Annotated in this window: 19 protein-coding genes; 7 read left to right on the top strand and 12 right to left on the bottom strand. The window is 65.2% G+C overall.

All coding sequences use genetic code 11. The features are described 5' to 3' along the window. Positions 1-66: 66 nt before the first annotated feature. The 9 genes from glgB to IB229_RS14065 all read right to left on the bottom strand — a co-directional run bounded on the left by glgB (position 67) and on the right by IB229_RS14065 (position 13,389). Positions 67-2,259 (bottom strand): 1,4-alpha-glucan branching protein GlgB, encoded by a 2,193-nt coding sequence (gene glgB, locus IB229_RS14025; RefSeq protein WP_192329952.1) that lies wholly within the window; start codon positions 2,257-2,259, stop codon positions 67-69. Beyond that, positions 2,256-5,558, bottom strand: a complete 3,303-nt coding sequence (gene treS, locus IB229_RS14030; protein ID WP_192329954.1) for a maltose alpha-D-glucosyltransferase — start codon at positions 5,556-5,558, stop codon at positions 2,256-2,258. Before treS ends, glgB begins: the two co-directional genes overlap by 4 nt. Positions 5,559-5,583: 25 nt before the next feature. Further along, complete coding sequence (locus tag IB229_RS14035; RefSeq protein WP_192329956.1) at positions 5,584-7,596, bottom strand: alpha-1,4-glucan--maltose-1-phosphate maltosyltransferase; 2,013 nt, start codon at positions 7,594-7,596, stop codon at positions 5,584-5,586. A gap of 189 nt (positions 7,597-7,785) precedes the next feature. Continuing rightward, entirely contained in the window at positions 7,786-8,643 is an 858-nt protein-coding gene (locus IB229_RS14040) for an SDR family oxidoreductase (protein WP_192329959.1), read from the bottom strand. 196 nt (positions 8,644-8,839) lie between these two features. Further along, entirely contained in the window at positions 8,840-11,446 is a 2,607-nt protein-coding gene (ligD, locus tag IB229_RS14045; RefSeq protein WP_192329961.1) for a DNA ligase D, read from the bottom strand. Positions 11,447-11,466: 20 nt separating this feature from the next. Beyond that, positions 11,467-12,345 carry a Ku protein gene (locus IB229_RS14050; RefSeq protein ID WP_192329963.1) on the bottom strand — a complete coding sequence of 293 codons (879 nt, stop codon included), beginning with the start codon at positions 12,343-12,345 and terminating at the stop codon, positions 11,467-11,469. Positions 12,346-12,380: 35 nt separating this feature from the next. Continuing rightward, positions 12,381-12,623, bottom strand: coding sequence for a hypothetical protein (locus IB229_RS14055; RefSeq protein ID WP_192329965.1), 243 nt, complete (start codon positions 12,621-12,623; stop codon positions 12,381-12,383). Positions 12,624-12,697: 74 nt separating this feature from the next. Next, the gene (locus IB229_RS14060; protein WP_192329967.1) at positions 12,698-13,195 is read right to left on the bottom strand and encodes an MgtC/SapB family protein; all 498 of its coding nucleotides are present in this window, start codon (positions 13,193-13,195) and stop codon (positions 12,698-12,700) included. Continuing rightward, positions 13,192-13,389 (bottom strand): PSPA7_2676 family Cys-rich small protein, encoded by a 198-nt coding sequence (locus IB229_RS14065; protein ID WP_192329969.1) that lies wholly within the window; start codon positions 13,387-13,389, stop codon positions 13,192-13,194. The genes IB229_RS14060 and IB229_RS14065 overlap by 4 nt, the downstream gene beginning before the upstream one ends. A gap of 136 nt (positions 13,390-13,525) precedes the next feature. Between IB229_RS14065 and IB229_RS14070 the strand changes: the two genes are divergently transcribed. From IB229_RS14070 to IB229_RS14080, 3 genes are all read left to right on the top strand, one after another. Further along, entirely contained in the window at positions 13,526-13,750 is a 225-nt protein-coding gene (locus IB229_RS14070; RefSeq protein WP_192329971.1) for a hypothetical protein, read from the top strand. A gap of 13 nt (positions 13,751-13,763) precedes the next feature. Then, entirely contained in the window at positions 13,764-14,417 is a 654-nt protein-coding gene (locus IB229_RS14075; RefSeq protein WP_192329973.1) for an NAD(P)-dependent oxidoreductase, read from the top strand. A 69-nt stretch (positions 14,418-14,486) separates the two neighbouring features. Beyond that, the gene (locus IB229_RS14080) at positions 14,487-14,738 is read left to right on the top strand and encodes a hypothetical protein (protein ID WP_192331633.1); all 252 of its coding nucleotides are present in this window, start codon (positions 14,487-14,489) and stop codon (positions 14,736-14,738) included. Positions 14,739-14,817: 79 nt separating this feature from the next. On the opposite strand, the gene katE is transcribed toward IB229_RS14080, so the two are convergent. Further along, on the bottom strand, positions 14,818-16,968 hold the full coding sequence (gene katE / locus IB229_RS14085) for a catalase HPII (protein WP_192329975.1): 2,151 nt from the start codon (positions 16,966-16,968) through the stop codon (positions 14,818-14,820). A gap of 334 nt (positions 16,969-17,302) precedes the next feature. Here katE and IB229_RS14090 point away from each other — a divergent pair, with 334 nt between their 5' ends. Next, positions 17,303-17,560, top strand: coding sequence for a hypothetical protein (locus tag IB229_RS14090; RefSeq protein ID WP_192329977.1), 258 nt, complete (start codon positions 17,303-17,305; stop codon positions 17,558-17,560). Further along, positions 17,557-17,964: a hypothetical protein gene (locus IB229_RS14095; RefSeq protein ID WP_192329979.1), complete on the top strand. Its 408-nt coding sequence runs from the start codon at positions 17,557-17,559 to the stop codon at positions 17,962-17,964. Before IB229_RS14090 ends, IB229_RS14095 begins: the two co-directional genes overlap by 4 nt. Here the strand turns inward: IB229_RS14095 and IB229_RS14100 are convergent. Then, on the bottom strand, positions 17,943-20,420 hold the full coding sequence (locus IB229_RS14100; protein ID WP_192329981.1) for a glycogen/starch/alpha-glucan phosphorylase: 2,478 nt from the start codon (positions 20,418-20,420) through the stop codon (positions 17,943-17,945). The two genes, IB229_RS14095 and IB229_RS14100, sit on opposite strands and share 22 nt — an antisense overlap. 38 nt (positions 20,421-20,458) lie before the next feature. Next, complete coding sequence (locus IB229_RS14105; protein ID WP_192329983.1) at positions 20,459-20,848, bottom strand: DUF2513 domain-containing protein; 390 nt, start codon at positions 20,846-20,848, stop codon at positions 20,459-20,461. Positions 20,849-21,113: 265 nt separating this feature from the next. Between IB229_RS14105 and IB229_RS14110 the strand changes: the two genes are divergently transcribed. Both IB229_RS14110 and IB229_RS14115 read left to right on the top strand, forming a co-directional pair. Then, a complete protein-coding gene (locus IB229_RS14110) occupies positions 21,114-21,488 on the top strand; it encodes a Rho termination factor N-terminal domain-containing protein (protein ID WP_192329985.1) in 375 nt (124 codons plus the stop codon). A 27-nt stretch (positions 21,489-21,515) separates the two neighbouring features. Next, positions 21,516-21,944, top strand: coding sequence for a hypothetical protein (locus IB229_RS14115; protein WP_192329987.1), 429 nt, complete (start codon positions 21,516-21,518; stop codon positions 21,942-21,944).

Consider the following 21,944-nt stretch of genomic DNA (forward strand, 5'->3'; position numbering starts at 1 on the left):
GAGCGTCCTCGTCCTCGGATGCATTCCCACGCGGAGCGCGGGAACGATCAAGCTGCAGCACCATCCCTAGCGCTCAACCGGGCGCAGGATCAATGCACCCAGCGGCGGCAGATCGAGCACCAGCGAGTGGTTCTCGCCGTGGCTGATCAGCTCCTCGGCCTGCACCTCGCCCTGGGTGCCGGCGTTGGAACCGCTGTACTGCTCGGCATCACTGTTCAGTGCCACCGCCCAGGTGCCGCCCAGCGGCACGCCGATGCGATAACCCGGCCGCGGCTCCGGAGTGAAGTTGTGCACCACCAGCAGCGGTGAGCCGTCCTGGCCCAGGCGCAGCCAGGCGTAGACACTGTTGCTCTGGTCGTCGCCAATCAGCCAGCGGAAGCCTTCGGCGCGGCCGTCCTGCTGGTACAGCGCCGGCTCGTGGCGCAGCAGGTAGTTGAGATCGCGTAGCAGGCCCTGTACGCCCTGATGCTCGGAATAGCGCAGCAGGTACCAGTCGAGCTGGGCATCGTGGTTCCACTCGCGCCACTGGCCGAATTCGCAGCCCATGAACAGCAGCTTCTTGCCGGGATGGCTCCACATGAAGCTGAAGTACAGGCGCAGGTTGGCGAATTTCTGCCAGCGGTCGCCGGGCATCTTGTCCAGCAGCGAGCGCTTGCCGTGCACCACTTCGTCATGGGAGATCGGCAGGATGAACTGCTCGGAGAAGGCGTAGAGCAGGCCGAACGTCAGTTGGTGGTGATGATGGCTGCGATGCAGCGGGTCTTCGCTGGCGTACTTGAGGCTGTCGTGCATCCAGCCCATGTTCCACTTGTAGGCGAAGCCGAGGCCACCTTCACGGGTCGGGCTGCTTACGCCGGGCCAGGCGGTGGACTCCTCGGCGATCACCAAGGCGCCCGGCACCTCGGTGGCGACCACGTCGTTGAGGTGGCGGATGAAGTCGATGGCTTCGAGGTTCTCGCGACCGCCGTGGCGGTTGGGGATCCACTCGCCGGCCTTGCGCGAGTAGTCGCGGTAGAGCATCGAGGCCACCGCATCCACGCGCAGCCCGTCGATGTGATAGGCGCGCAGCCAGTGCAGCGCCGAGGCCAGCATGAAGCCATGCACCTCGTTGCGGCCGAGGTTGTAGATGTAGGTGTCCCAGTCCTGGTGGAAGCCCTCGAACGGGTTTTCGTATTCGTACAGCGCGGTGCCATCGAAGCGGCCGAGGCCGTGGCCGTCGGTGGGGAAATGCGCCGGCACCCAGTCGAGAATCACGCCGATGCCGGCCTGGTGGCACTCGTCGATGAAGGCAGCGAAATCCTGCGGGCTGCCGTAGCGCGACGTCGGCGCGAACTGCGACAGCGGCTGGTAGCCCCAGGAACCACCGAACGGGTGTTCCATGATCGGCAACAGCTCGATGTGGGTGAAGCCCATGTCCAGCACATAGGGAATCAGCTGCTCGCCCAGTTCGTGCCAGCTCAGTGGGCGGGCACTTTCGTCTTCGCCGGCGTGGCGCCAGGAGCCGGCGTGCACCTCGTAGATCGACAGCGGCCGGTCGTGGCCCTGGCGCTCGCGGCGGCTGTCCATCCATTCGCTGTCATGCCAGTCGAACGCCAGCGGCGCCGACACCACCGAGCCGGTGGCCGGTGGCAGTTCGGTGGCCAGGGCGACCGGGTCGGCCTTGTGCGGCAGCAGCCCGCCATGCCCGAGGATTTCGTACTTGTACACCTCGCCTGCACCCAGGCGCGGCACGAACAGTTCCCAGACGCCACTTGGGTAGCGCTGGCGCATGACATGGCGGCGACCGTCCCAGCCATTGAAGTGGCCGACCACCGAGACGCGCCTCGCGTTCGGCGCCCACACGGCGAAACGCACGCCGTCGATGCCCTCGTGGGTGGCGAGCTGCGCGCCGAAGCTCTTGCCCAGCTCGCGGTGGTTGCCCTCGGCGAACAGGTACAGGTCCATTTCGCCGAGCAGCGGGCCGAAGGCATAGGGGTCTTCGGTTTCCTGGGTGCCTTCGCCCCAGTGGATGCGGTAGCGATACGGCTGCTGATGGTCCAGGCGCAGGGTGAACAGGCCCGGCGTCTCGCTCTGGGTCATTTCGCCGATCACCGCGCCGCTACCGGCACTGAGCAACTCGATGCGCAAAGCGCCCGGCTGGTAGGTGCGCACCAGCAGTCCCTGGCCATCCTCGTGCGGGCCGAGGAAGGCGAAGGGATCGCGGTGCTCGCCGCGCACCAGCGCCTCGATGTCCGCGCGCTGGCTGTCGTCATGACTCATGTAGTGCTCCCCAGAAGATGCGTGCTCAGTTCCATCAGCCCGGCCAGTGGCACTTCCAGCCAGTCGGGGCGATAGCGAGCTTCATACAGAATTTCGTAGGCGGCCTTCTCGATGCACAGCAGCGCCAGGGCCATGCCCTCGCCTTCGCGCTCGTGCCAGGCGTGCGGCAGGTTGGCGGCCGCCAGGCGGTAGCTGTCGTAGAAAGCGGTGCGTGCCTGGTGCAGGTAGGTACTGGCAATGGCGGTGCGCGCCTGTTCGGCTGCACTGGATGCATCCGCGCCCTGGCTGGTACGTCGGGCCATCGCCGCGGCGTAGTCGAACGAGCGCAGCATGCCGGCAACGTCCTTCAGCGGGCTGTAGCGCGCACGGCGCTGTTCCAGGCTGCGTGCGGGTTCGCCTTCGAAGTCGATCAGGTAGGCGTCACCCTGCACGATCAGCACCTGACCCAGGTGCAGGTCGCCGTGCACGCGCATGCTCACGCCGCCACCGGCACGGGCTGCCAGGCGCTTGACCAGATTGAGCAGCTCGGCGCGGCGCTGCAGCAGCCAGTCAGCCTGCTCGGCAGCCTCGCCGGCCAGCGAAGCGCGCACTGCGGCGACGGCATCCAGCGCGTCCTCGACCTGGGCGGCAATCGCCGTGCCCCAGGCTTCGCTGTCGGCGCGGCTGGTTTCGTGCCAGCCGAAGTCGGGGTTGTCTGACTCCTGCGCCAGCACCCCGTGCATTTCGCCAAGGCGACGGCCGAGCATATGGGCGAACTGCTCCAGCTCGCGTAGCGCCAGGTACTGGTTCTCCACGGAGGACAGGCCACCGGCCAGCTCATCGCGGATCGCCCGCTCCAGGGTGTTCTGCGTCCAGGTCCAGGCATCGCCCTGATTGCTCAGGTAGGCCTGCAGGATCATCAGCGTGTGCGGCACGCCATCGGCATCCACCCGGCGCACTTCACCGAGCAGCGGCGCGATATTGGCGAAGCCCTTGGCCGTGAGGTAACCACCCACTTCGGCTTCCGGATGCACGCCGGGGAACACCCGGCGCACCAGTTTGAGCACCATGCGCCCGCCAATCACCGCCGAACTGTTGGATTGCTCGGCCGAGATCAGGCGAACTTCTTCGCCGGGCACCGCCTCCATCTCGCTGAAACGCTCGGTCGGCAGGAACTGTACCTCGCTGCCCTCCCACTCCAGCATTTGGCGGCTGGACAGGTGGTTGAGCACCGCGTAGGTGAATTCCGGCAGGGTGAAGGCGTCGGTCAACAGGCCGACCTGACGCCCACGGCGCAGGCGTGCCAGGGCCATCTGCTGCGGCAACGGGCTGCCGGGCTGGTGTTCGTCGACATAGGCCAGCGGGATCTGGTAGTGGTCATCGCCCACCGCCACCTCGCTGAGTACGCACAGGTCGCCGAACGGCACACTGCTGACCAGGCGCGGTTGCGGCGTTTGGCCGGCAGCGGAGAACCAGCGGCGCTTGGGCAGGTAGGCCTGCAGCGACTCGCGCTCGAGAATCTGGTTGTTCGGTGCCTGCCGCAGCTCCTGCAGGTCGCGCTTGATCACCAGGGTGGTCAGCTCCGGCAGGCGCTCGATGGGCGGAACGTGCCAACTGGGCATCTGCGCCTCGTCGGCGAGCAGGAACCAGTAGAAGCCGTACGGTGGCAGCGTCAGCAGGTAGTTGAGCTGGCCAATCGGCGGGAACGAGGTACCGCCGACCATTTCCACCGGCACCTTGCCCTCGAAAGCCGCCAGCTCCAGTTCGGCAGCCTGGGCCGTGCGCGAGACGTTGGCCACGCAGAGGATCAGCTCGTGCTTGCCGTCGACCCCGGTGAACTCGCGGATATAGGCCAGAATGCGGCGGTTGCTCGGCGCCAGCATCTTTAGGGTGCCGCGGCCGAAAGCCTTCTGCTGCTTGCGGATCGACAGCATGCGCCGTGTCCAGTTGAGCAGCGAGTGCGGGTCGCGCGCCTGAGCCTCGACGTTGACCGTCTGGAAGCCGTACAGCGGGTCCATGATCGGCGGCAGCACCAAGCTGGCCGGGTCGGCGCGGGAGAAGCCGCCGTTGCGGTCGATCGACCACTGCATCGGCGTACGAACGCCGTCGCGGTCGCCGAGGAAGATGTTGTCGCCCATGCCGATCTCGTCGCCGTAGTACAGCGTCGGCGTACCCGGCATCGACAGCAGCAGGCTGTTGAGCAGCTCGATGCGCCGGCGATCACGCTCGACCAGCGGCGCCAGGCGCCGGCGAATGCCCAGGTTGATTCGCGCACGGCGGTCGGCGGCGTAGTAGTTCCACAGGTAATCGCGCTCGTGGTCGCTGACCATTTCCAGGGTCAGTTCATCGTGGTTGCGCAGAAAGATCGCCCACTGGCAGTTTTCCGGGATGTCCGGGGTCTGGCGCAGGATATCGGTGATCGGGAAGCGGTCTTCCTGGGCGATGGCCATGTACATGCGCGGCATCAGCGGAAAATGGAACGCCATGTGGCATTCGTCGCCCGGCCCGCCGTTCTCGCCGCCGAAATACAGCTGGGTGTCTTCCGGCCACTGGTTGGCCTCGGCCAGCAGCATGCGGTCCGGGTACTTGGCGTCCAGCTCTGCCCGGATCTGCTTCAAGACGGTATGGGTCTCAGGCAGGTTCTCGTTGTTGGTGCCGTCACGCTCGATCAGGTACGGGATGGCGTCCAGGCGCAGGCCGTCGACACCCAGGTCGAGCCAGAAGCGCATCACGCTGAGCACTTCCTTCATCACCTGCGGGTTGTCGAAGTTGAGGTCCGGCTGATGCGAATAGAAGCGGTGCCAGAAGTACTGGCCGGCGACCGGGTCCCAGGTCCAGTTGGACTTCTCGGTGTCGAGGAAGATGATCCGCGTGCCCTGGTACTTCTGGTCGGTGTCGGACCAGACGTAGAAATCCCGCGCCTTGGAGCCCTTCTTCGCCTCGCGGGCACGCTTGAACCAGGGGTGCTGGTCCGAGGTGTGGTTGATCACCAGCTCGGTGATGATGCGCAGGCCGCGCTTGTGCGCCTCGGCGATGAAGCGCTTGGCATCGGCCATGCCGCCGTAATCCGGATGGATGCCGCGGTATTCGGCGATGTCGTAACCGTCGTCGCGGCGTGGCGAGGGGTAGAACGGCAGCAGCCAGATGGTGTTAACGCCCAGGTCGGCGATGTAGTCGAGCTTGTCGATCAGCCCGGGGAAATCGCCGATTCCATCGTTGTTGGAGTCGTAGTAGGACTTCACGTGGACCTGGTAGATGACTGCGTCCTTGTACCAGAACGGGTCATTGATGAAGGCGGCCGGTCTGCTTTTCTTCGCCATGCGTTGCTCCCTCGTTTCGTGTGGCTCAGCCAGCGGCGCGAATGCGCCAGATGCCGAATGGCAGGTGCCAGGGTTCGATGCGCATCCACTGGGTCTTGCCGTGCCAGGTCCAGGTGTGGCCGTTCATCAGATCCTCGCCGTGGGTCACGGCGTCCTCGGGCAGGCCCAGCTCCCACAGCGGCAGCTCGAAGTGCGCTTCCTGGGCGTTGACCGGGTCGAGGCTGATGGCGACCAGGATGAAATTGCTGCGGTCCTCGGTGCGTTTACCGAAGTAGAGGATGTTGTCGTTCCACGCCGTGTAGGCCTGGAAGCCAAGGTGGGTCTGCAGCGCCGGGTTCTGCCGGCGGATGCGGTTGAGCTGGGCGATCTCGCCGATGATGTTGCCGGGCGCGTGGTAGTCGCGCGGGCGGATCTCGTACTTCTCGGAGTTGAAGTACTCCTCCTTGCCCGGCACCGGCTCGGCTTCGCACAGCTCGAAGCCCGAATACATGCCCCACAGCCCGGAGCCCATGGTCGCCAGCGCGGCGCGAATGAGAAAACCCGGGCGCCCGCTGGTGTGCAGGAAGAACGGGTTGATGTCCGGCGTATTGACGAAGAAGTTCGGCCGGTAGCAATCACGCCATGGCGGCTGGTTGAGTTCGGTGAAGTAGCTTTCCAGCTCCTTCTTGGTGTTGCGCCAGGTGAAGTAGGTGTAGCTCTGGCTGAAGCCGAGCTTGCCCAGGCGCGCCATCATCGCCGGACGGGTGAAGGCCTCGGCGAGGAACATGACCTTGGGGTGATGGGCACGCACATCGGCGATCAGCCATTCCCAGAACGGCAGCGGCTTGGTGTGCGGGTTGTCGACGCGGAACAGGCTGACGCCCTGCTCCACCCAGCCGACCACCACATCACGCAGGGCCAGCCACAGGTCGGGAATCGAGTCTTCGGCATAGAAGTCGACGTTGACGATGTCCTCGTACTTCTTCGGCGGGTTCTCGGCGTGGCGGATGGTGCCGTCCGGGCGCCAGGTGAACCAGCCCGGATGCTCCTGCAGCCAGGGGTGATCCGGCGAGCATTGGATGGCGAAGTCGAGGGCGATCTCCAGGCCCTGGGAGCGCGCGGCGTCCACCAGTTCGCGAAAATCCTCCATGCTGCCGAGCTGCGGGTGCACCGCCTCGTGGCCGCCGTCGGCGCTGCCGATGGCGTACGGACTGCCGGGGTCGTCCGGCCCGGCCTTTAGCGAATTGTTCGGGCCCTTGCGGTGGGCACGGCCGATGGGGTGGATCGGCGGGAAATACAGCACGTCGAAGCCCATGGCGTTGATGTCGGGCAGGCGCTTGATCACATCGCGAAAGGTGCCGTGGCGCGTGGGATCGTCGGTTTCCGAGCGCGGGAACAGCTCGTACCAGCTGGCGAACTGTGCCAGCGGCCGCTCCACCTCGACCGGAAACAGCCGGCTGCGGGTCAGGTGCGGGCGGGCATCGGTGCGGGCCATCAGCTCCACGCTGGATTCGGCCAACAGCAGCTTGACGCTGTCCTCGACCGACGCGCTCTCGTCCAGTTGCACCTTCAGGCTCTGCAACTCGTCTGCCTGCTCGCCGCTGGAAGTGCGGGCAATCGCCTTGTCCAGCAGCAGTGCGCCTTCCTGCAGCTCCAGCTTGACCGGCACGCCGGCGGAGAACTTCTTCATCAGTTCGTAGGCGTAAGTGGCGTACTCGTCCCACCAGGCCTCGATGACGTAGACCACGCGGCCCACCTGGGTCGGCACGAAGCGGCCCTGCCAGCGGTCGTTGCCGAGGTTTTCCAGTGGTACCGCGTTCCAGTGCTCCTGGGACACCAGGCGCCAGAGCAGGCGCGCCGCCAGCTTGTCGTGGCCGTCGGCGAAGATCACCGCGTTGACTTGGACCTCGCCCCCGACCACGCCCTTGGCGGCGAAACGCCCGCCTTCGACCGCCGGCTCCACGGCCTCGATGGCGATGCGCGGCAGCGCGACGGCCTCTTCCAGCTGCACTTCGCCAACGAGATGGCCGGTGGGCTTGCTGAGGTTGTCTGGCTGCATCGGATCTGACTCCTCACGTCCTTGGACGCACATGTGAGCAGGGCCCGAGCGACACGAAGCCACCCGGGCAATCTGGAGAGGTGCGGGAAGGAAATTCCGCGCCCGCCGTTCCGGCCGGGCTACTAGTTCCGAACCTTTTTCGCGGGCAAAAGTTCAGGCCGATTTGCCGTCTGCGCCGCGGCCTGGCGCTTAGCCGTTGACCACCGCGCCACCGTTCACATGCAGCACCTGGCCGCTGACGTAGGACGAGTCGGAGCAACCCAGGTAGACGAACGCCGGTGCCACTTCGGCCGGCTGGCCAGGGCGCTGCATGGGGGTTTCCGCACCGAAGCTGGCGACCTTGTCGGCATCGAAGGTCGAGGGAATCAGCGGCGTCCAGATCGGCCCTGGCGCCACCGCGTTGACGCGGATATTGCGCGGCGCCAGGTTCTGCGCCAGCGAGCGGGTGAAGGAGACGATCGAGCCCTTGGTCGAGGAGTAGTCGAGCAGCGTGGCATTGCCCTTGTAGGCGGTGATCGAGGCGGTATTGATGATCGCCGAACCGGCCTGCATGTGCGGCAGCGCTGCCTTGGTCAGCTGGAACATGGCGAACATATTGGTGCGGAAGGTCTGTTCCCACTGGTCTTCGCTGATGTCTTCGAGGCGCTCCTGCGGGTGCTGCTCGGCGGCATTGTTGACCACCAGGTCGAGGTGCCCCCAGCGCGCCATGGTTTCCTCCACCACCTTGCGGCAGAAGCCCTCGCTGGCCGCGTCCCCCGAATACAGCACCGCCTCGCGGCCGCATGCATTAACCGCGTCACGGGTGATCTCGGCGTCCTCATGCTCGTTGAGGTAGACGATCACCACGTCCGCCCCCTCGCGGGCGTAGTGCACCGCCACGGCCCGGCCGATGCCGCTGTCGCCACCGGTGATGATCGCCACCTTGCCCTCCAGCTTTCCCGCTGCGCGGTAGTCGTCGCTGATGTACACCGGCTGCGGGTGCATGGCGCTTTCCAGGCCCGGCTGACGGTCCTGGTGCTGGGCTGGCAGGGTCTGCTTGTCGCTCATCTCGTTCTCCTCGGTCAGGTTAAGTCTCACGGTCTGGTAGGGTCGTCGGACGGCAAGCTCATTGCTGCGCGCGGCGTACCGATTGGCTGATCAATGCATCCCGGGATGCTCCGCGTCCGCTTGCGCCGCGCCTGGGCCCATGACGCGGAGCGTCAATCCCTCAGTCGCTTCGCAGGGAAGCCCTCCAGGCGCGCGCTCAAACCGGCTCGGCCCCCAGGCGTTCCCACAGGGCCTTGGTGATGCGCTGGCGATTGCTGTACCCGGCCCAGGGATCACCCTTGAGCGCGCTCAGGCGCTTCTGCAGGTTGCCGACGTGCCACTGGTTCGAGGCGCGCAGGCCATCCAGCTCATCACGGGCAATCGGCACCGACACCGGTAGCCCAGGCCGCGCGCGCACCGAGTAGGCGGCCACGGTGCTGGCGCCGCGGCCGTTGCGCAGGTAGTCGACGAAGATCTTGCCGACCCGGTTCTTCGGCCCCGAGGTGGCGGTGAAGCGCTCCGGCAATTGCGTGGCGAGAAACTGGGCGATGGCCTTGGCGAACGCCTTCACCGTGTCCCAGCCGGCATGCCGCGCCAGCGGCACGATGATGTGCATGCCCTTGCCGCCGCTGGTCTTCAGGTACGCATCCAGGCCCAGCTCGTCGAGCACGCTGAGGGTCAGGCGCGTAGCTTCGAGCATGCTGCGCCAGGGCAGCGCGGCGTCCGGGTCGAGATCCAAAACGAAATGGTCCGGCTTCTCGATGCTCGAACTGGTGGCGCCCCAGGTGTGCAACTCGATCGTGCCCATCTGCACCGCACCGACCAGCGCCGGCACCGAGTCGATCTCCATCAGCCGGTCATGGCCGGGATCGAGAATCGGATCGAGGTGCTTGATGTGCGGGATGGCCAGGCGTTCGGCGTGTTTCTGGAAGAACAGCTCACCGCCGACGCCATCCGGCGCGCGGACGATGGACACTGGGCGGTTGTCGAGGAACGGCAGCAACCACTCGGCGATCTCGCTGTAGAAGCGCGCCAGGTCGACCTTACGCATGCCACTCTGGCTGTCGATCACCCGCTCGGGATGGCTGATCGGCACCCCGGCGACGTTTTCGCGGCCCTTGCCGCCTGAGCGCGACGCGGTTTTATCGACCTTGGCCGTCTTGGCCGCTTTGCCGGGTTTGTCTGCCGACTGGTCTGCCGCACGCGAGCCCTGCCCCGGCGTGCGCGGCAACTCACGGACGATCTCGCCAGCCGGCTTGTCGCTGCGCAGGGCGATGAATGCGGCCTGGCGCACGATGCCTTCACGGGTCCATTCGGCGAACTCCACTTCGCCGACCAGGCTCGGTTCGATCCATTGCACCGCACGCGCCTGGGCACCGCGGAGTGCAGTCGCGAGCGGCGTATCGGCACGTTCCAGCTCGCGCATGCGGCCGTGCAGCTGGGTCAGCGTCGCTTCATTGAAACCGGTGCCGACACGCCCGGCGTAGACCAGGCCGTCGCCCTCGTTGACCGCCAGCAGCAAGGCGCCAAAGCCGCTGCGACTGCCCTGCGGGGCGGTGTAGCCGACGATGACGAACTCCTGGCGCAGACGGCACTTGAGCTTGATCCAGTCGTCGCTGCGGCGCGATACGTAGCGGCTGCCGGCGCGTTTGCCGATCACCCCTTCCAGCGACATGGCGCAGGCACTTGCGACGATGTCGCCGTGCTGCACGGCAAACGCCTCGGAGAACCGCAACGGACCACTGCGCCGCCGGCCGAGCAGTTTCTTCAGCTCGGCGCGGCGCTGCTCCAGCGGCTGCTCGCGCAGGTCGTGACCATCGTGGAACGGCAGGTCGAAGACGAAGTACAGGATGTCGTTGCTGAGCCCCGCATCAAAGGCGTTCTGCAGCGCCTGGAAGTCCGGCAGGCCGTCGTCGTTGAGCACCACCACCTCGCCGTCGAGCCAGCCGTCCTGCAAGCCCAGCGCCTCTATCGCCCGGGCCTGTTGCGGCAGTTTGGCGGTCCAGTCATGGCCGTTGCGGGTGAACAGCCGCACCTCGTTGTCCAGCACGCGGGCGAGGATGCGGTAACCGTCGAACTTGATCTCGTACAGCCAGTCGCCTTCCGGTGGGCGCTCGGCGAGGGTCGCCAGCTGCGGCGAGAGGCTCTGCGGAATCGCCACGCGAGCCTGGTTGGCCGCGGCCTTCTGCGGTTTTGCAAGAGGCTTGCCGGCCGCCTTGCTCGCAGCCTTGGCCTTGCCCGCGCGGGGCGGCTTTTCGGCAAGCAGCGCGCCGGTGATCACGCTTTGCGGCAGCGCGTCGACGACGTTGTAGTCGGCGGCCTCGCGGGCGGTTTCATCGCGTTCCTTGATCAGCAGCCACTGCTCCTTGTCGCCACTGCCGCGCAGGTGGGTGCGCACCAGGTTCCAGTCGCCCGCGAGCTTCTCGCCGATCAGGGTGAACTTGAGCTTGCCGGCCTTGTACGCGGCCGCCGGGTCGCTCAGCGGCTGCCAGACGCCGTGATCCCAGACGATCACATCGCCGGCGCCATACTGGCCCTTGGGAATCGTGCCCTCGAAGCTGGCGTAGCCCAGCGGGTGGTCTTCCACGTGCACCGCCAGGCGCTTGTCCTTGGGATCGAGGCTCGGGCCTTTGGGAATCGCCCAGCTCTTCAGCGTGCCGTCGAGTTCCAGGCGAAAGTCGTAGTGCAGGTGGCTGGCGTCGTGTTTCTGGATCACGAAGCGCAGTGCGCCAGCCTTGCGCTTGCCGCTGCGCCTGGCCTCGGCCGGCTCCGAGGTGATGTCGAAGTTGCGCTTGCGGCTGTATTCACTCTGGGGCTTGGCCATCGATCACCTCGGCGCGCCCGCTATTTGCGCGCGGCTGTCTTCTTGGTTGCGGGCTTGGCCGGGGCTTTCTTGGCGGGCGCCTTGGCCGCTGCGGGCTTCTTTTCCCGGGTCTTGCCACCGAGACTGCGCTTGAGCAGTTCGGTGAGGTCGATGACATCGGCGCTGCGCCGTCCCTCCTCCTCGGCCACGCCTTGCACCTCGGCGATCTTGCCTTCGCTGGCCTTCTGCTCGACCAGTTGCATGATCTTTTCCTCGAAGGTGTCGTGGTACTCATCGGGCTGCCAGCTGCCGCTCATGTCCTTGACCAGGCGCTTGGCCATGTCCAGTTCGCGCTTGTCCAGCTTCGGCGATGTCACCGCGCTGGGCAGTTCCAGGTGCTCGACGCTGCGCACCTCGGACGGCCAGCGCAGCATCACCAGCGCCAGGGCGGCATCCATCGGCAGGAGCACGGCCAGGTGCTGCTTGGTGTGCAGGATGACGTTGGCCAAGGCGACCTTGCCGGTGCTGATCAGGGTTTCACGCAGCAGCGCATAGACCTTCTCGCCGCGCTTGTCGGGGGCGAGGAAATACGGCGTGTCGATGTGCTGCAGCGGCACCTCGGCACTGTCGACGAAGGAGAAGATGTCGATGGTCTGGGTCGAGGTCGGGTGCGCCGAGCGGATTTCCTCCTCGCTGAGCACCACGTAGCGGCCTTTCTCGTACTGCACGCCCTTGGCGATGTGCTCCTTGCTGACTTCCTTGCCGGTAACCTTGTTCACACGCTTGTAGCCGACCGGCTCCATGCTGCGCTCGTCCAGCCAGTCGAAGTCCACGCCCTGGCGGGTGGTGGCGGAGACCAGGGCCACGGGAATGTGCACCAGGCCAAAACTGATCGCCCCTTTCCAGATTGCTCGTGCCATGGCGGCGCGTCCTCTCGGTTAACGGCCGGCCCTGGCTACAGCGCCACGTCGTCGCAGTAAATGACCCGGCCTTCGGCGGTGATGTCGCGGATCTGTTGCAGCAGGTTGTCGGCGGCGGTTTCCGCCTCGCTCTCGCAGACGCAGTCCAGGCCCACGACCCAGAGCACCTGCACATCGGCACCGGGCTGCTTGGGCTGGTATTCGATCAGCCCGACATAGCGGCGACCGTCGTTCATGGCGTCGGTCCAGGCGATGTGGTGTTGAAAGTTCTTGAACATGCCAGGCTCCCGTTCGATCGATGCGCTTATCAGCTGGCTGCATGGTTTCTGAGCCACGCAGCGCGCAAAGAGTTTCAGTCTTCTTGCTTTGCCTGACGCTCGAAGCGTTCGACCAGATGCGGGATGAGATTGAGGATGACCAGCGCCAGCACCGTGCAGAACACCGCCGTGCCTTCGCGGCCCAGGCCGCAGGCCACGCCGATAGCGGTGGTCAGCCAGATGCCGGCTGCCGTGGTCAGCCCCTTGACCTTGGTCAGGTCGTCGTTCTTCAGGATGGTACCGGCGCAGAGAAAGCCGATACCCGCCGCCACGCCCTGGATGACCCGGCTCAGGGCGTCCGGCTCGGCGCCGCGCTCGGCCAGGGCCAATACGAACAGCGCCGCGCCGACCGCGACCAGCATGTGGGTCCGGATACCGGCCGCCTTGCCCTGCTGCTCGCGCTCGAAACCGAGAATCGCACCGAGCACGGCGGCCAGCGTCAAGCGCAGGACCACCCGGGTGGTGGTCTCGACTTCGCGCAGATCGGAAAACTCATCGACTATCGTCGCCCAGATGATTTCCAGGGTACTCACGATGCCTTGCCAACCTTACCTTCCAGCACGTTGCCCGGCAGATAGCGGCTGGCGCCGCAGCGGCTGCAGGACTGGCACAGCAGATCTTCGTTGCCAAAATGCACCTGCATGGCATGGGCCCAGATACAACCGTTGATCAAACAAAGAAAAGTCATGACACCCTCCTCGGCATGCGCCGTGAGCACAGGTTTCATGAGTTTCGAGCGGCGTTTCAGGGTAAAGGTTTGAACAAATTCATCGGTGCAAAGAAAGCTGAACCAATTGCCGGGTCGCCAGGGTCTACAGCTAACGACCTCGCCCGCTGGGCGAGACCAGTTACAGGGGACCATCATGGCCAAGACCTACCGCTACCTGGTCAGCTACATCGCTGCCAACCAGCCGTGCTCGCGGGAAATCGAGAGTGAACAGGCCGGCCTCACGCCGCAGCAGGCCGAAGCGATCCTGTATGAGCTGCAGGACGCCAACGATCCCGGCGCGATCACCGATGTCCAGGTAACCGGCCTGTATGACGCCAAGCATGGCGGCAGCGAGCCCGGTCACTACCAGCAGCCCTGAACCGGTAGCGGCCATGAAGAATCTCGAAACCCCCGCCCGCAAACTGGCCCTCTACGGTGCCACCGGCAGTGTTGGCAGCGCGCTGCTGGTCGAGGCCCTGAGCCGTCAGTATGAAACTACGGCAATCCTCAGCGACCTCAACGCGATCCAGTCGCGCCCCGGCATTCGTGCCAAGCGCGGCGACCTGTTCGACCCGATCAGCGTCAGCCAGAGCGTGGCGGGCATGGATGCGGTGATCTGCGTGCTGTCCAGCACCCACCTCAGCGCCGGCAACACGGAAGCCGATACCCATACCTTCAGCCAGCTGTTCAAGGCGGTGAACGCCTTGCTCGAAGGGCTGACCCTGGCCGAGGTCCGCCGTCTGCTGCTGATCGGCGATTTCGCCTGGATGGAAGACGACGCCTTGAGCGACACGCCAGCCCAGCATCTGCAGGACCGGCTGACCGAAAGCCCGATCGTCTGGACGCTGGTGGATGCACCGTCCGTCGGTGACGACGCAGTGAATTTCGAGCAACTGGCCGCCGCCAGTGGCGTCAAGGCCCCCAGCCCGCTCATCGCCGAGCTGCAACGCTTCGCCGCAGGCGCGCTGGATGAGCTTGAATTAAACCTGCACGTGCATTGCCGCCTGCAGTTGATCGACCAGCAGCGCACAGCGCCTAAACCTTAGGTGCGCACTGATGGTCACAACCAAGGGCGGTAACCACCGCTCTGAAGATAACGTCGAGGAGGCCTCTCGATGAGCCCTGAAAGCGTGATTCTGTTGATGATTTCCGGTTGGCTGCTGGTTGCCGCCTCCATGCTCTGGGGCATGCTGCGCCTGGCGCGGCGCCATCAGACGATGGCCATGCTGGCCCAGTCGGAACAAAGCCAACGCCAGGAGCAGACCCTGGAGCAACTCAAGGTGGTGCCCGCGCGCCGCGCGCACAAGCCACCGAAGCCGCGCAAACACCGGCACATGACCGGTCACGGGCGCTTGCACCCGGTCTGACTCATCCCTTCCTTTTGCTTGATTGCGGCCTGTGGGCCTAGAACGCCGGACTGGAGTCATCCAGCCCGGCGTTTTTCTGTCAGGCCGGCACGCGCTTGGCCTTGTCCTCCCGCGCCCACACCCGATGCTGGGCTATTGCCGCAACGAATGCAGGGATTACCTGGGCGGCCTTGGCGCCGCTGAGCAGCCCCTCGTCCGCTTCCAGGTAGAGCTGGCTGGCCAGGTCGCCGGCTTCCCCGCACAGCGCGATGGCTTTCAGGTGCTTGTACGCTTCGAGCAGGTAGTGCAGGGCCGCACCGTCAGTGCCGAAGGTCTTCGCCGCCTGGGCGCCACCGGGTACGAAGACGGCGTCGAAGGCAATCGACGGCAGGCCGAGCATGCTGTCATCGGGCGTCAGTGCCTTGCCTTCTGCCGTCTTCACCGCGGCCGAGCTGGGGGCCAGCAGCTTGGCACTGGCGCCCTGCTTCTTCAGCGCATCGAGCAGCTGTTTGACGTCGGCATCACGCACGCCATCGGCGATCAGCACCGCCACCTTGCGCGACTTGATGTTGCCAGCCAGCAGATTGAGCTGGCTCAACGCCGGCGACTGTTTCAGCTGGGTCTTGCGCGGCGTGACCGTCGGCGCCTTGGGAGCTGGCAAGCCCAGGTTCTCGGCCACCCGTTTGGCCAGCGTCAGGTCGATGTTGGCGAGAATTTCATTGACCTGGCGCTCGCGGATGAAGGTTCGCTCGACCTTGCCCAGCTCGAAACTGTAGGCGCCGATGATGTGCTCCTTCTCCACCGCGCTCATGCTGTTCCAGAACAGCGTGGCCTGGGAAAAGTGATCACCGAAGGACTCGGCACGTTTGCGCAGTTTGACCCCGGAGATTGCCTGCGGGTACGACTCGAAGCCCCCACCGCTGGCCGCCGGCGGGGTTTCCTTGGGCCAGCCGCTGTCGATGGAATTGGGCTCGTACGGCGCCCGTCCCTTGTTGATGGTCTGCCGGTGCATGGCGTCGCGCTGGTTGTTATGGAACGGACACACAGGGCGGTTGATCGGGATCTCGTTGAAGTTCGGCCCGCCCAGGCGCGATAGCTGCGTGTCGGTATAGGAAAACAGCCGGCCCTGCATCAGCGGGTCGTTGCTGAAGTCGATGCCAGGAACGATATGACCGACGTGGAACGCGGCCTGCTCGGTCTCGGCAAAGAAGTTGTCCGGGTTGCGGTTGAGCACCATCTTGCCGAGCTTGCGCACCGGCACCAGTTCTTCTGGCACCAGCTTGGTCGGGTCGAGCAGGTCGAAATCGAACTTGTCCTCGTCCTCCTCGGCGATCACCTGCACACCCAGTTCCCACTCCGGGTAATCACCGTTCTCGATATCGTTCCACAGCTGGCGCCGGTGGAAGTCCGGGTCCTTGCCGGCGAGTTTCTGCGCTTCGTCCCAGACCAGGGAAAACACCCCGGAGACCGGTTTCCAGTGGAATTTGACGAACACGCTGCGCCCCTCGGCGTTGATCAGGCGGAAGGTGTGTACACCGAAGCCCTGCATGGCGCGGTAAGTGACCGGGATCGCGCGGTCAGACATGGTCCACAGCACCATGTGCGCGGACTCCGGCTGCAGCGAAACGAAGTCCCAGAAGGTGTCGTGCGCCGAACCACCGGTTGGCATTTCGTTGTGCGCCTCGGGCTTCACCGCGTGGACGAAGTCGGGAAACTTGATCGCATCCTGAATGAAGAACACCGGCATGTTGTTGCCGACCAGGTCGAAGTTGCCCTCATCGGTGTAGAACTTCACCGCGAAGCCACGCACATCACGCACGGTGTCGGCCGAGCCGCGCGGGCCCTGCACGGTGGAGAAGCGCACGAACACAGGGGTCTGCTTGTCCGGGTGGTTGAGGAAATCGGCCTTGGTCAGGTCAGTGGCCGCCTCATAGGCCTGGAAATAGCCATGCGCCCCGGCGCCACGGGCATGCACCACCCGCTCGGGGATGCGCTCGTGGTCGAAGTGGGTGATCTTCTCGCGCATGATGAAGTCTTCCAGCAAGGAAGGCCCCCGCTCCCCCGCTTTCAGGCTGTTCTTGTTATCGGCGATCCGGGTCCCGGTATTGGTAGTCAGGGCCTGGCCGCTGGCGTCTTCACGAAAGTCCTGCAGTTGCGCGAGCTTGGCATTGCGGTTGCGGCGGTCCGTCGTATCGGTTCCAGCCAGTTCGCTGGCAGCTTCGGCGGATGCGGGTTTCTTTGGCGCGGGCATCGGTATCTCCTTGGATCAGGCGGGAGCGATCGGCTGCAGGCTGGCCTGCATGTCGCTTCTGTTCTGCGGTGACGGCACCGTACGGCGGCGCCCCGGCGGTCACGCGGGGATGCGGACCTGATGTTGTGAGCCGGCTGGGGCCATGAGGTTCTATATTTCGGACCAATGAGCCGTGCGCAACCACAGGCTGCTGGCGCCGGGCCGATAAGGCCCATGCGACAAGGCCTGCGTGGAGTTGACGGCGCGATTCACCGATTGATAAAAACAATCACCGGCAACCACACGCCCCTGAGGTTGGGCTCAGCTTCGGAGACAGGCAGCGGATGGATCGACCATGAGCAGAGTTCCTCTCAGAGCCCGCGAAATCGAGCAGGCGTTGCAGGCCTGCATGCACCCGGTGCAGGTTCGCTGCGTACGCGAAGAGGACGGCACGCTGACCGTTCACCTGGAGTTGAGTGGCCAGCAGCTGGTCGTGATCGGGGTGAAAAAGGACGACCTTTACGACGAGGCGTCGGTCCACATATTGGGTCAGGCCCTGCTCGCCGAAGTCAGGGCCGTGTTTTCCATGAACAGCCCGGGGTTGAACCGATGACCAGCCAACACGCCCGCACCGCCGACGCCGCCTTTCAGCACGCCTTCGAACAGCGCCTGCGCGGCCCGGTTCTCGCCCGTTTCGAGGAAGCCAGCCGCTACGCAGTCACCCACGGCCAGCACGTCAGCCTGGAGTCGCTGGCGGACAACCGGCTGGCGCAGCTGGAACTGACGTTGCTCGACCCGCAAGGTGCCCGCAGCCTCTACCGCATCAGCGGCGACCTGCCCGGCCAGCACATCGTGCTCGAACAGCAGTACGCCAACGGCGACAGCCACCGCCAGGAAATAGCCCTGGCGGCGCTCAACGATACGGTGATCGACACCGAACTGGCGGCCTTCTTCAGCAAGGCCGCCGGGCTGAAACTCGACTACCTCGCCGAGCGTCACCCCGCCGGTTTCTGGTGATCCCCGGTCTGGGCGATGCCCCAGATGTCATTGGCGTATTCACGGATGGTCCGGTCCGAAGAGAACCAGCCAGTGCGTGCAGTGTTCAACACCGCCGAGCGCCACCACTTGGTCGGCGTCTGCCACAGGGCATCGACCCGCCGTTGCGCGGCCCAGTAGGCGTCGAAGTCGGCGCAGACCATGAAACGGTCGTGGTTGAGCAAGCCATCGATCAGCTCGACGTAGCGGCTGGGATCGTCCGGCGAGAACACGCCGTTGCGGATCGCCTCCAGGGCGCTGCCCAGGCGCTCTGAGCCCGCCGCCAGGGCATGACTGTCCATTTCCCCGGCACGCCGGCGCATCTCCACTTCCTGCACGGTCATGCCGAAGATGAACATGTGCTCGGTGCCGATCTGCTCGCTCATCTCGACGTTGGCGCCGTCCAGGGTGCCAATGGTCAGCGCGCCGTTGAGGGCGAACTTCATGTTGCTGGTGCCGGAGGCTTCCAGGCCGGCGGTGGAGATCTGCTCGGAGAGGTCTGCCGCCGGAATGATCACCTCGGCCAGACTGACGTTGTAGTTGGGCAGGAACACCACCTTGAGCAGGCCACGCACGGTCGGGTCATCGTTGATCGTGCGGCTGATGTCGTTGGCCAGCTTCACGATCATTTTTGCCTGGTGGTAACTGGCGGCCGCCTTGCCGGCGAAGATCTTCACCCGCGGCACCCAGTCGGTGGCCGGGTCGTTGCGAATCGCCTGGTACAGCGCCACGGTATGCAGCAGGTTGAGCAGCTGGCGCTTGTACTCGTGGATGCGTTTGACCTGCACGTCGAAGATCGCCTCGGTTTTCAGGCTGATGCCCAGGCGCTCGTGCACCAGCTTGGCCAGCACCTCCTTGTTGTGCTGGCGACGCGCGGCGAAGTGCTTGCGGAAGGTGGCTTTCTCGGCGAACGGCTCGATGGCGCGCAGGGCGGTTTCCGGCGAGTCCAGCAGCTCAGGGCCCGCCGCTTCGACCAGCAGCTCGGTGAGCTGTGGGTTGATCTGAAACAGCCAGCGGCGGAACGTCACGCCGTTGGTCTTGTTGTTGATCCGCTCCGGGTACAGACCGTGCAAGTCGCTGAACACGGTTTCGCGCATCAGCTCGGTGTGCAACGCCGACACGCCATTGACGCTATGCGAGCCGAGGAACGCCAGGTTACCCATGCGCACGCGGCGGCCGTGGTCTTCCTCGATCAGCGACACGCCGCGCAGCAGGTCGAAGTCGTGGATGTCGCGCGCGCGCAGCGAGTCGATGTGGTAGGCGTTGATCAGGTAGATGATCTGCATGTGCCGCGGCAGCAGGCGCTCCATCAGCGACACCGGCCAGGACTCCAGCGCCTCCGGCAGCAACGTGTGGTTGGTGTAGGCCAGGGTGCCGACGGTCAGCTCCCAGGCATCGAACCAGCTCAGGTGGTGCTCGTCGACCAGCAGGCGCATCAGCTCGGCGACGGCGATCGAGGGGTGCGTGTCGTTGAGCTGGATCGCCACTTCACGCGGCAGCAGGCGGATATCACCGCGCAGGTCCATGTGCCGCTTGAGCAGGTCCTGCAGCGAGGCGGAAACGAAGAAGAACTCCTGGCGCAGGCGCAGCTCCTGGCCGGCCTCGGTGCTGTCGGCCGGGTACAGCACGCGCGAAATGCTCTCGGCGCGCACCACATCCGCCACCGCACCAAAGTGGTCGCCGGCATTGAAGCGCTCCAGCTGCAGGTCTTCCTCGGCCCGCGCACGCCACAGACGCAGGGTGTTGACGCTGGAGCGACGCCAGCCGACCACCGGGGTGTCGTAGGCGATGGCGCGGATCGTCTCGGTGGGCATCCACGCCTGTCGCGGCAGGTTGTCGTCACCGACATGGCTGGCGACGCTGCCGCCGAAGCCGATGCTGTAGCTGACTTCCGGGCGCTCGAACTCCCAGGGGTTGCCGAAATCCAGCCAGGTTTCCGTGTGCTCCTGCTGCCAGCCATCGGCGATCACCTGGCGAAACAGGCCGTGCTCGTAGCGGATGCCGTAGCCGTGGGCGGCCAGGTTGAGCGTGGCCATGCTCTCCATGAAACAGGCGGCTAGGCGCCCGAGCCCGCCATTGCCCAGCGCCGCATCCGGTTCCCAGCCGCGGATTTCCTCGAAATCCACCCCCAGTTCGCCGAGCGCCTGGCGCGCTACGTCGAGCAGGCCGAGGTTGCTCAGGTTATCCACCAGCAGGCGGCCGATGAGGAACTCCAGAGACAGGTAGTAGACGCGCTTGCGCTTCTTGCCCTTGACGTGGGCCGAGGCCTCTTCCCATTCGTCGATGACGTGGTCGCGCGCGGCCAGGGCGACGGCTTCGAACCAGTCATGGCCGAAGGCGTTCTGCGGGTCCTTGCCGACGGCGTACTTGAGCTTGGCCAGGATGCTGGCCTTGAAAGCGGCGACCGGATCGACCGCCGGAGCTGTATCACTGGGCATGCGCTATCCCCTTGCTGTGGATGGCTGGGTGAGCGGGCTCAGCCAGTTATAGCGGGCACGACCTTGAGCGCCGCGCCGCGCTGCTGCACGACCAGCTCGAACCGCTGCGGATGGGTCAAGGCGTCATAGGACACCGCACCGAGCTGATGCTGCAGCTGGGCCTTGCGCGTCACCCAGATTTCACCGTCGCGGATGATGTCGAGCAGATCGTGCCCCGCGAGCGTGAGGCTCTTGGCAATGACTACCGGCTCGCCGTTCCACTTGTGATCGGCCCACTCGATCAGGCCGGCCTGGCCCATCAGGTGGATGTGGTAGGTCACTTCATCGGCACTGTGGCCGTCGAATTCGTGCGGGGTGAACTGCTGACCGATGCCCAGGCTTTCAATCTTCACCAGTAGCGCCCGGATAAGGTCCCAATCGCGTTTCATCTGTACTCCCTCCGTCCATTTGCTTGCACGTGATAACGCCACGGAGAAACCGCGCTCCACGACGACGTGCCATCCCATGAATGACGGGTGCCGCGCAAACATCCCGCCGAGACGCGCGCGTGCCCCTTGAGGATCAGTCTGCGATTCCCCGCAGAGGTTCCAACTTTTCCCCGCCGCCGTTTATCAGAAAGGCCGAACTCCCCGCCAACCGCCTCCTTCCAACGTGAAAGCCACCGCCATCGGCGGACTCAGTGGAGGATTGCTCATGCCCCGCGGCAGCAAAGACACATACACCGAAAAGCAGAAGCGCAAAGCCGAGCACATCGAGGCCGGCTACGAAGCAAAAGGCGTGGCCAAGGGCGAAGCCGAGGCGCGCGCCTGGGCCACGGTCAACAAACAGTCCGGCGGCGGTGAACATGTCGGTGGTTCTGGACGCACCACCAGCGCCGAGCGCAAGCGCCAGGCGCGCGAGGACTCGGCCAAGCGGGCGGTAGCCACGAAGCACGGTGTGCCGCGCTCGCAGTCACTCGCCGAGGAAAGCAAGGCATCCCTGATGCAGAAGGCACGGGCGAAGAACATTCCCGGGCGTTCAAGCATGCGCAAGCAGGAACTCGTCGAGGCCCTGCGCAAGGCATCCTGAAGCCCGTACGGGCACGGAGACAACGAAATGGACGGCAAATACCTGCTACTGCTCAGCTGTGTGCTCGCCTCACCGGGCGTATTCGCCGAGGCCTGCCACGTACACAGCCAGTCTTCCAGCGCCCAGGTGTCCACGGTGGCTACCGAGAGCTGCTACGAATACCGAGGCATGCCGGTTGGCGCCATCGACTGGTCGTGCAGCAACGAGAGCAAGGAAATGCTCGCCAGCGAAAAAAGCAACGTGGCCAACTGCAAGGCCGGCTACTTCGGCCAATGCACCGCCAAACTGACCCAGGAAGCGCTTGCCAACCACAGCTCCACCAGTGAGAACCAGGGCGAAAATTCCGTCGCCGTGCCGGACGACGCCCAAGTCATCACTTACTACTACACCGCCACCGACCGGCCGCAGACCAAGATCGACTGCGAGAACGGCGGCGGCAAATGGTCGGACAAATAG

Source organism: Pseudomonas sp. PDM14, from assembly GCF_014851905.1.
Classification (GTDB): Bacteria; Pseudomonadota; Gammaproteobacteria; order Pseudomonadales; family Pseudomonadaceae; genus Aquipseudomonas.

Bases quoted from the DNA above. Each gene is read 5' to 3' on its own strand.
- glgB (WP_192329952.1), bottom strand. From the start codon at position 2,259: ATGAGTCATGACGACAGCCAGCGCGCGGACATCGAGGCGCTGGTGCGC.
- treS (WP_192329954.1), bottom strand. From the start codon at position 5,558: ATGGCGAAGAAAAGCAGACCGGCCGCCTTCATCAATGACCCGTTCTGG.
- IB229_RS14035 (WP_192329956.1), bottom strand. From the start codon at position 7,596: ATGCAGCCAGACAACCTCAGCAAGCCCACCGGCCATCTCGTTGGCGAA.
- IB229_RS14040 (WP_192329959.1), bottom strand. From the start codon at position 8,643: ATGAGCGACAAGCAGACCCTGCCAGCCCAGCACCAGGACCGTCAGCCG.
- ligD (WP_192329961.1), bottom strand. From the start codon at position 11,446: ATGGCCAAGCCCCAGAGTGAATACAGCCGCAAGCGCAACTTCGACATC.
- IB229_RS14050 (WP_192329963.1), bottom strand. From the start codon at position 12,345: ATGGCACGAGCAATCTGGAAAGGGGCGATCAGTTTTGGCCTGGTGCAC.
- IB229_RS14055 (WP_192329965.1), bottom strand. From the start codon at position 12,623: ATGTTCAAGAACTTTCAACACCACATCGCCTGGACCGACGCCATGAAC.
- IB229_RS14065 (WP_192329969.1), bottom strand. From the start codon at position 13,389: ATGAAACCTGTGCTCACGGCGCATGCCGAGGAGGGTGTCATGACTTTT.
- IB229_RS14070 (WP_192329971.1), top strand. From the start codon at position 13,526: ATGGCCAAGACCTACCGCTACCTGGTCAGCTACATCGCTGCCAACCAG.
- IB229_RS14075 (WP_192329973.1), top strand. From the start codon at position 13,764: ATGAAGAATCTCGAAACCCCCGCCCGCAAACTGGCCCTCTACGGTGCC.
- IB229_RS14080 (WP_192331633.1), top strand. From the start codon at position 14,487: ATGAGCCCTGAAAGCGTGATTCTGTTGATGATTTCCGGTTGGCTGCTG.
- katE (WP_192329975.1), bottom strand. From the start codon at position 16,968: ATGCCCGCGCCAAAGAAACCCGCATCCGCCGAAGCTGCCAGCGAACTG.
- IB229_RS14090 (WP_192329977.1), top strand. From the start codon at position 17,303: ATGAGCAGAGTTCCTCTCAGAGCCCGCGAAATCGAGCAGGCGTTGCAG.
- IB229_RS14095 (WP_192329979.1), top strand. From the start codon at position 17,557: ATGACCAGCCAACACGCCCGCACCGCCGACGCCGCCTTTCAGCACGCC.
- IB229_RS14100 (WP_192329981.1), bottom strand. From the start codon at position 20,420: ATGCCCAGTGATACAGCTCCGGCGGTCGATCCGGTCGCCGCTTTCAAG.
- IB229_RS14105 (WP_192329983.1), bottom strand. From the start codon at position 20,848: ATGAAACGCGATTGGGACCTTATCCGGGCGCTACTGGTGAAGATTGAA.
- IB229_RS14110 (WP_192329985.1), top strand. From the start codon at position 21,114: ATGCCCCGCGGCAGCAAAGACACATACACCGAAAAGCAGAAGCGCAAA.
- IB229_RS14115 (WP_192329987.1), top strand. From the start codon at position 21,516: ATGGACGGCAAATACCTGCTACTGCTCAGCTGTGTGCTCGCCTCACCG.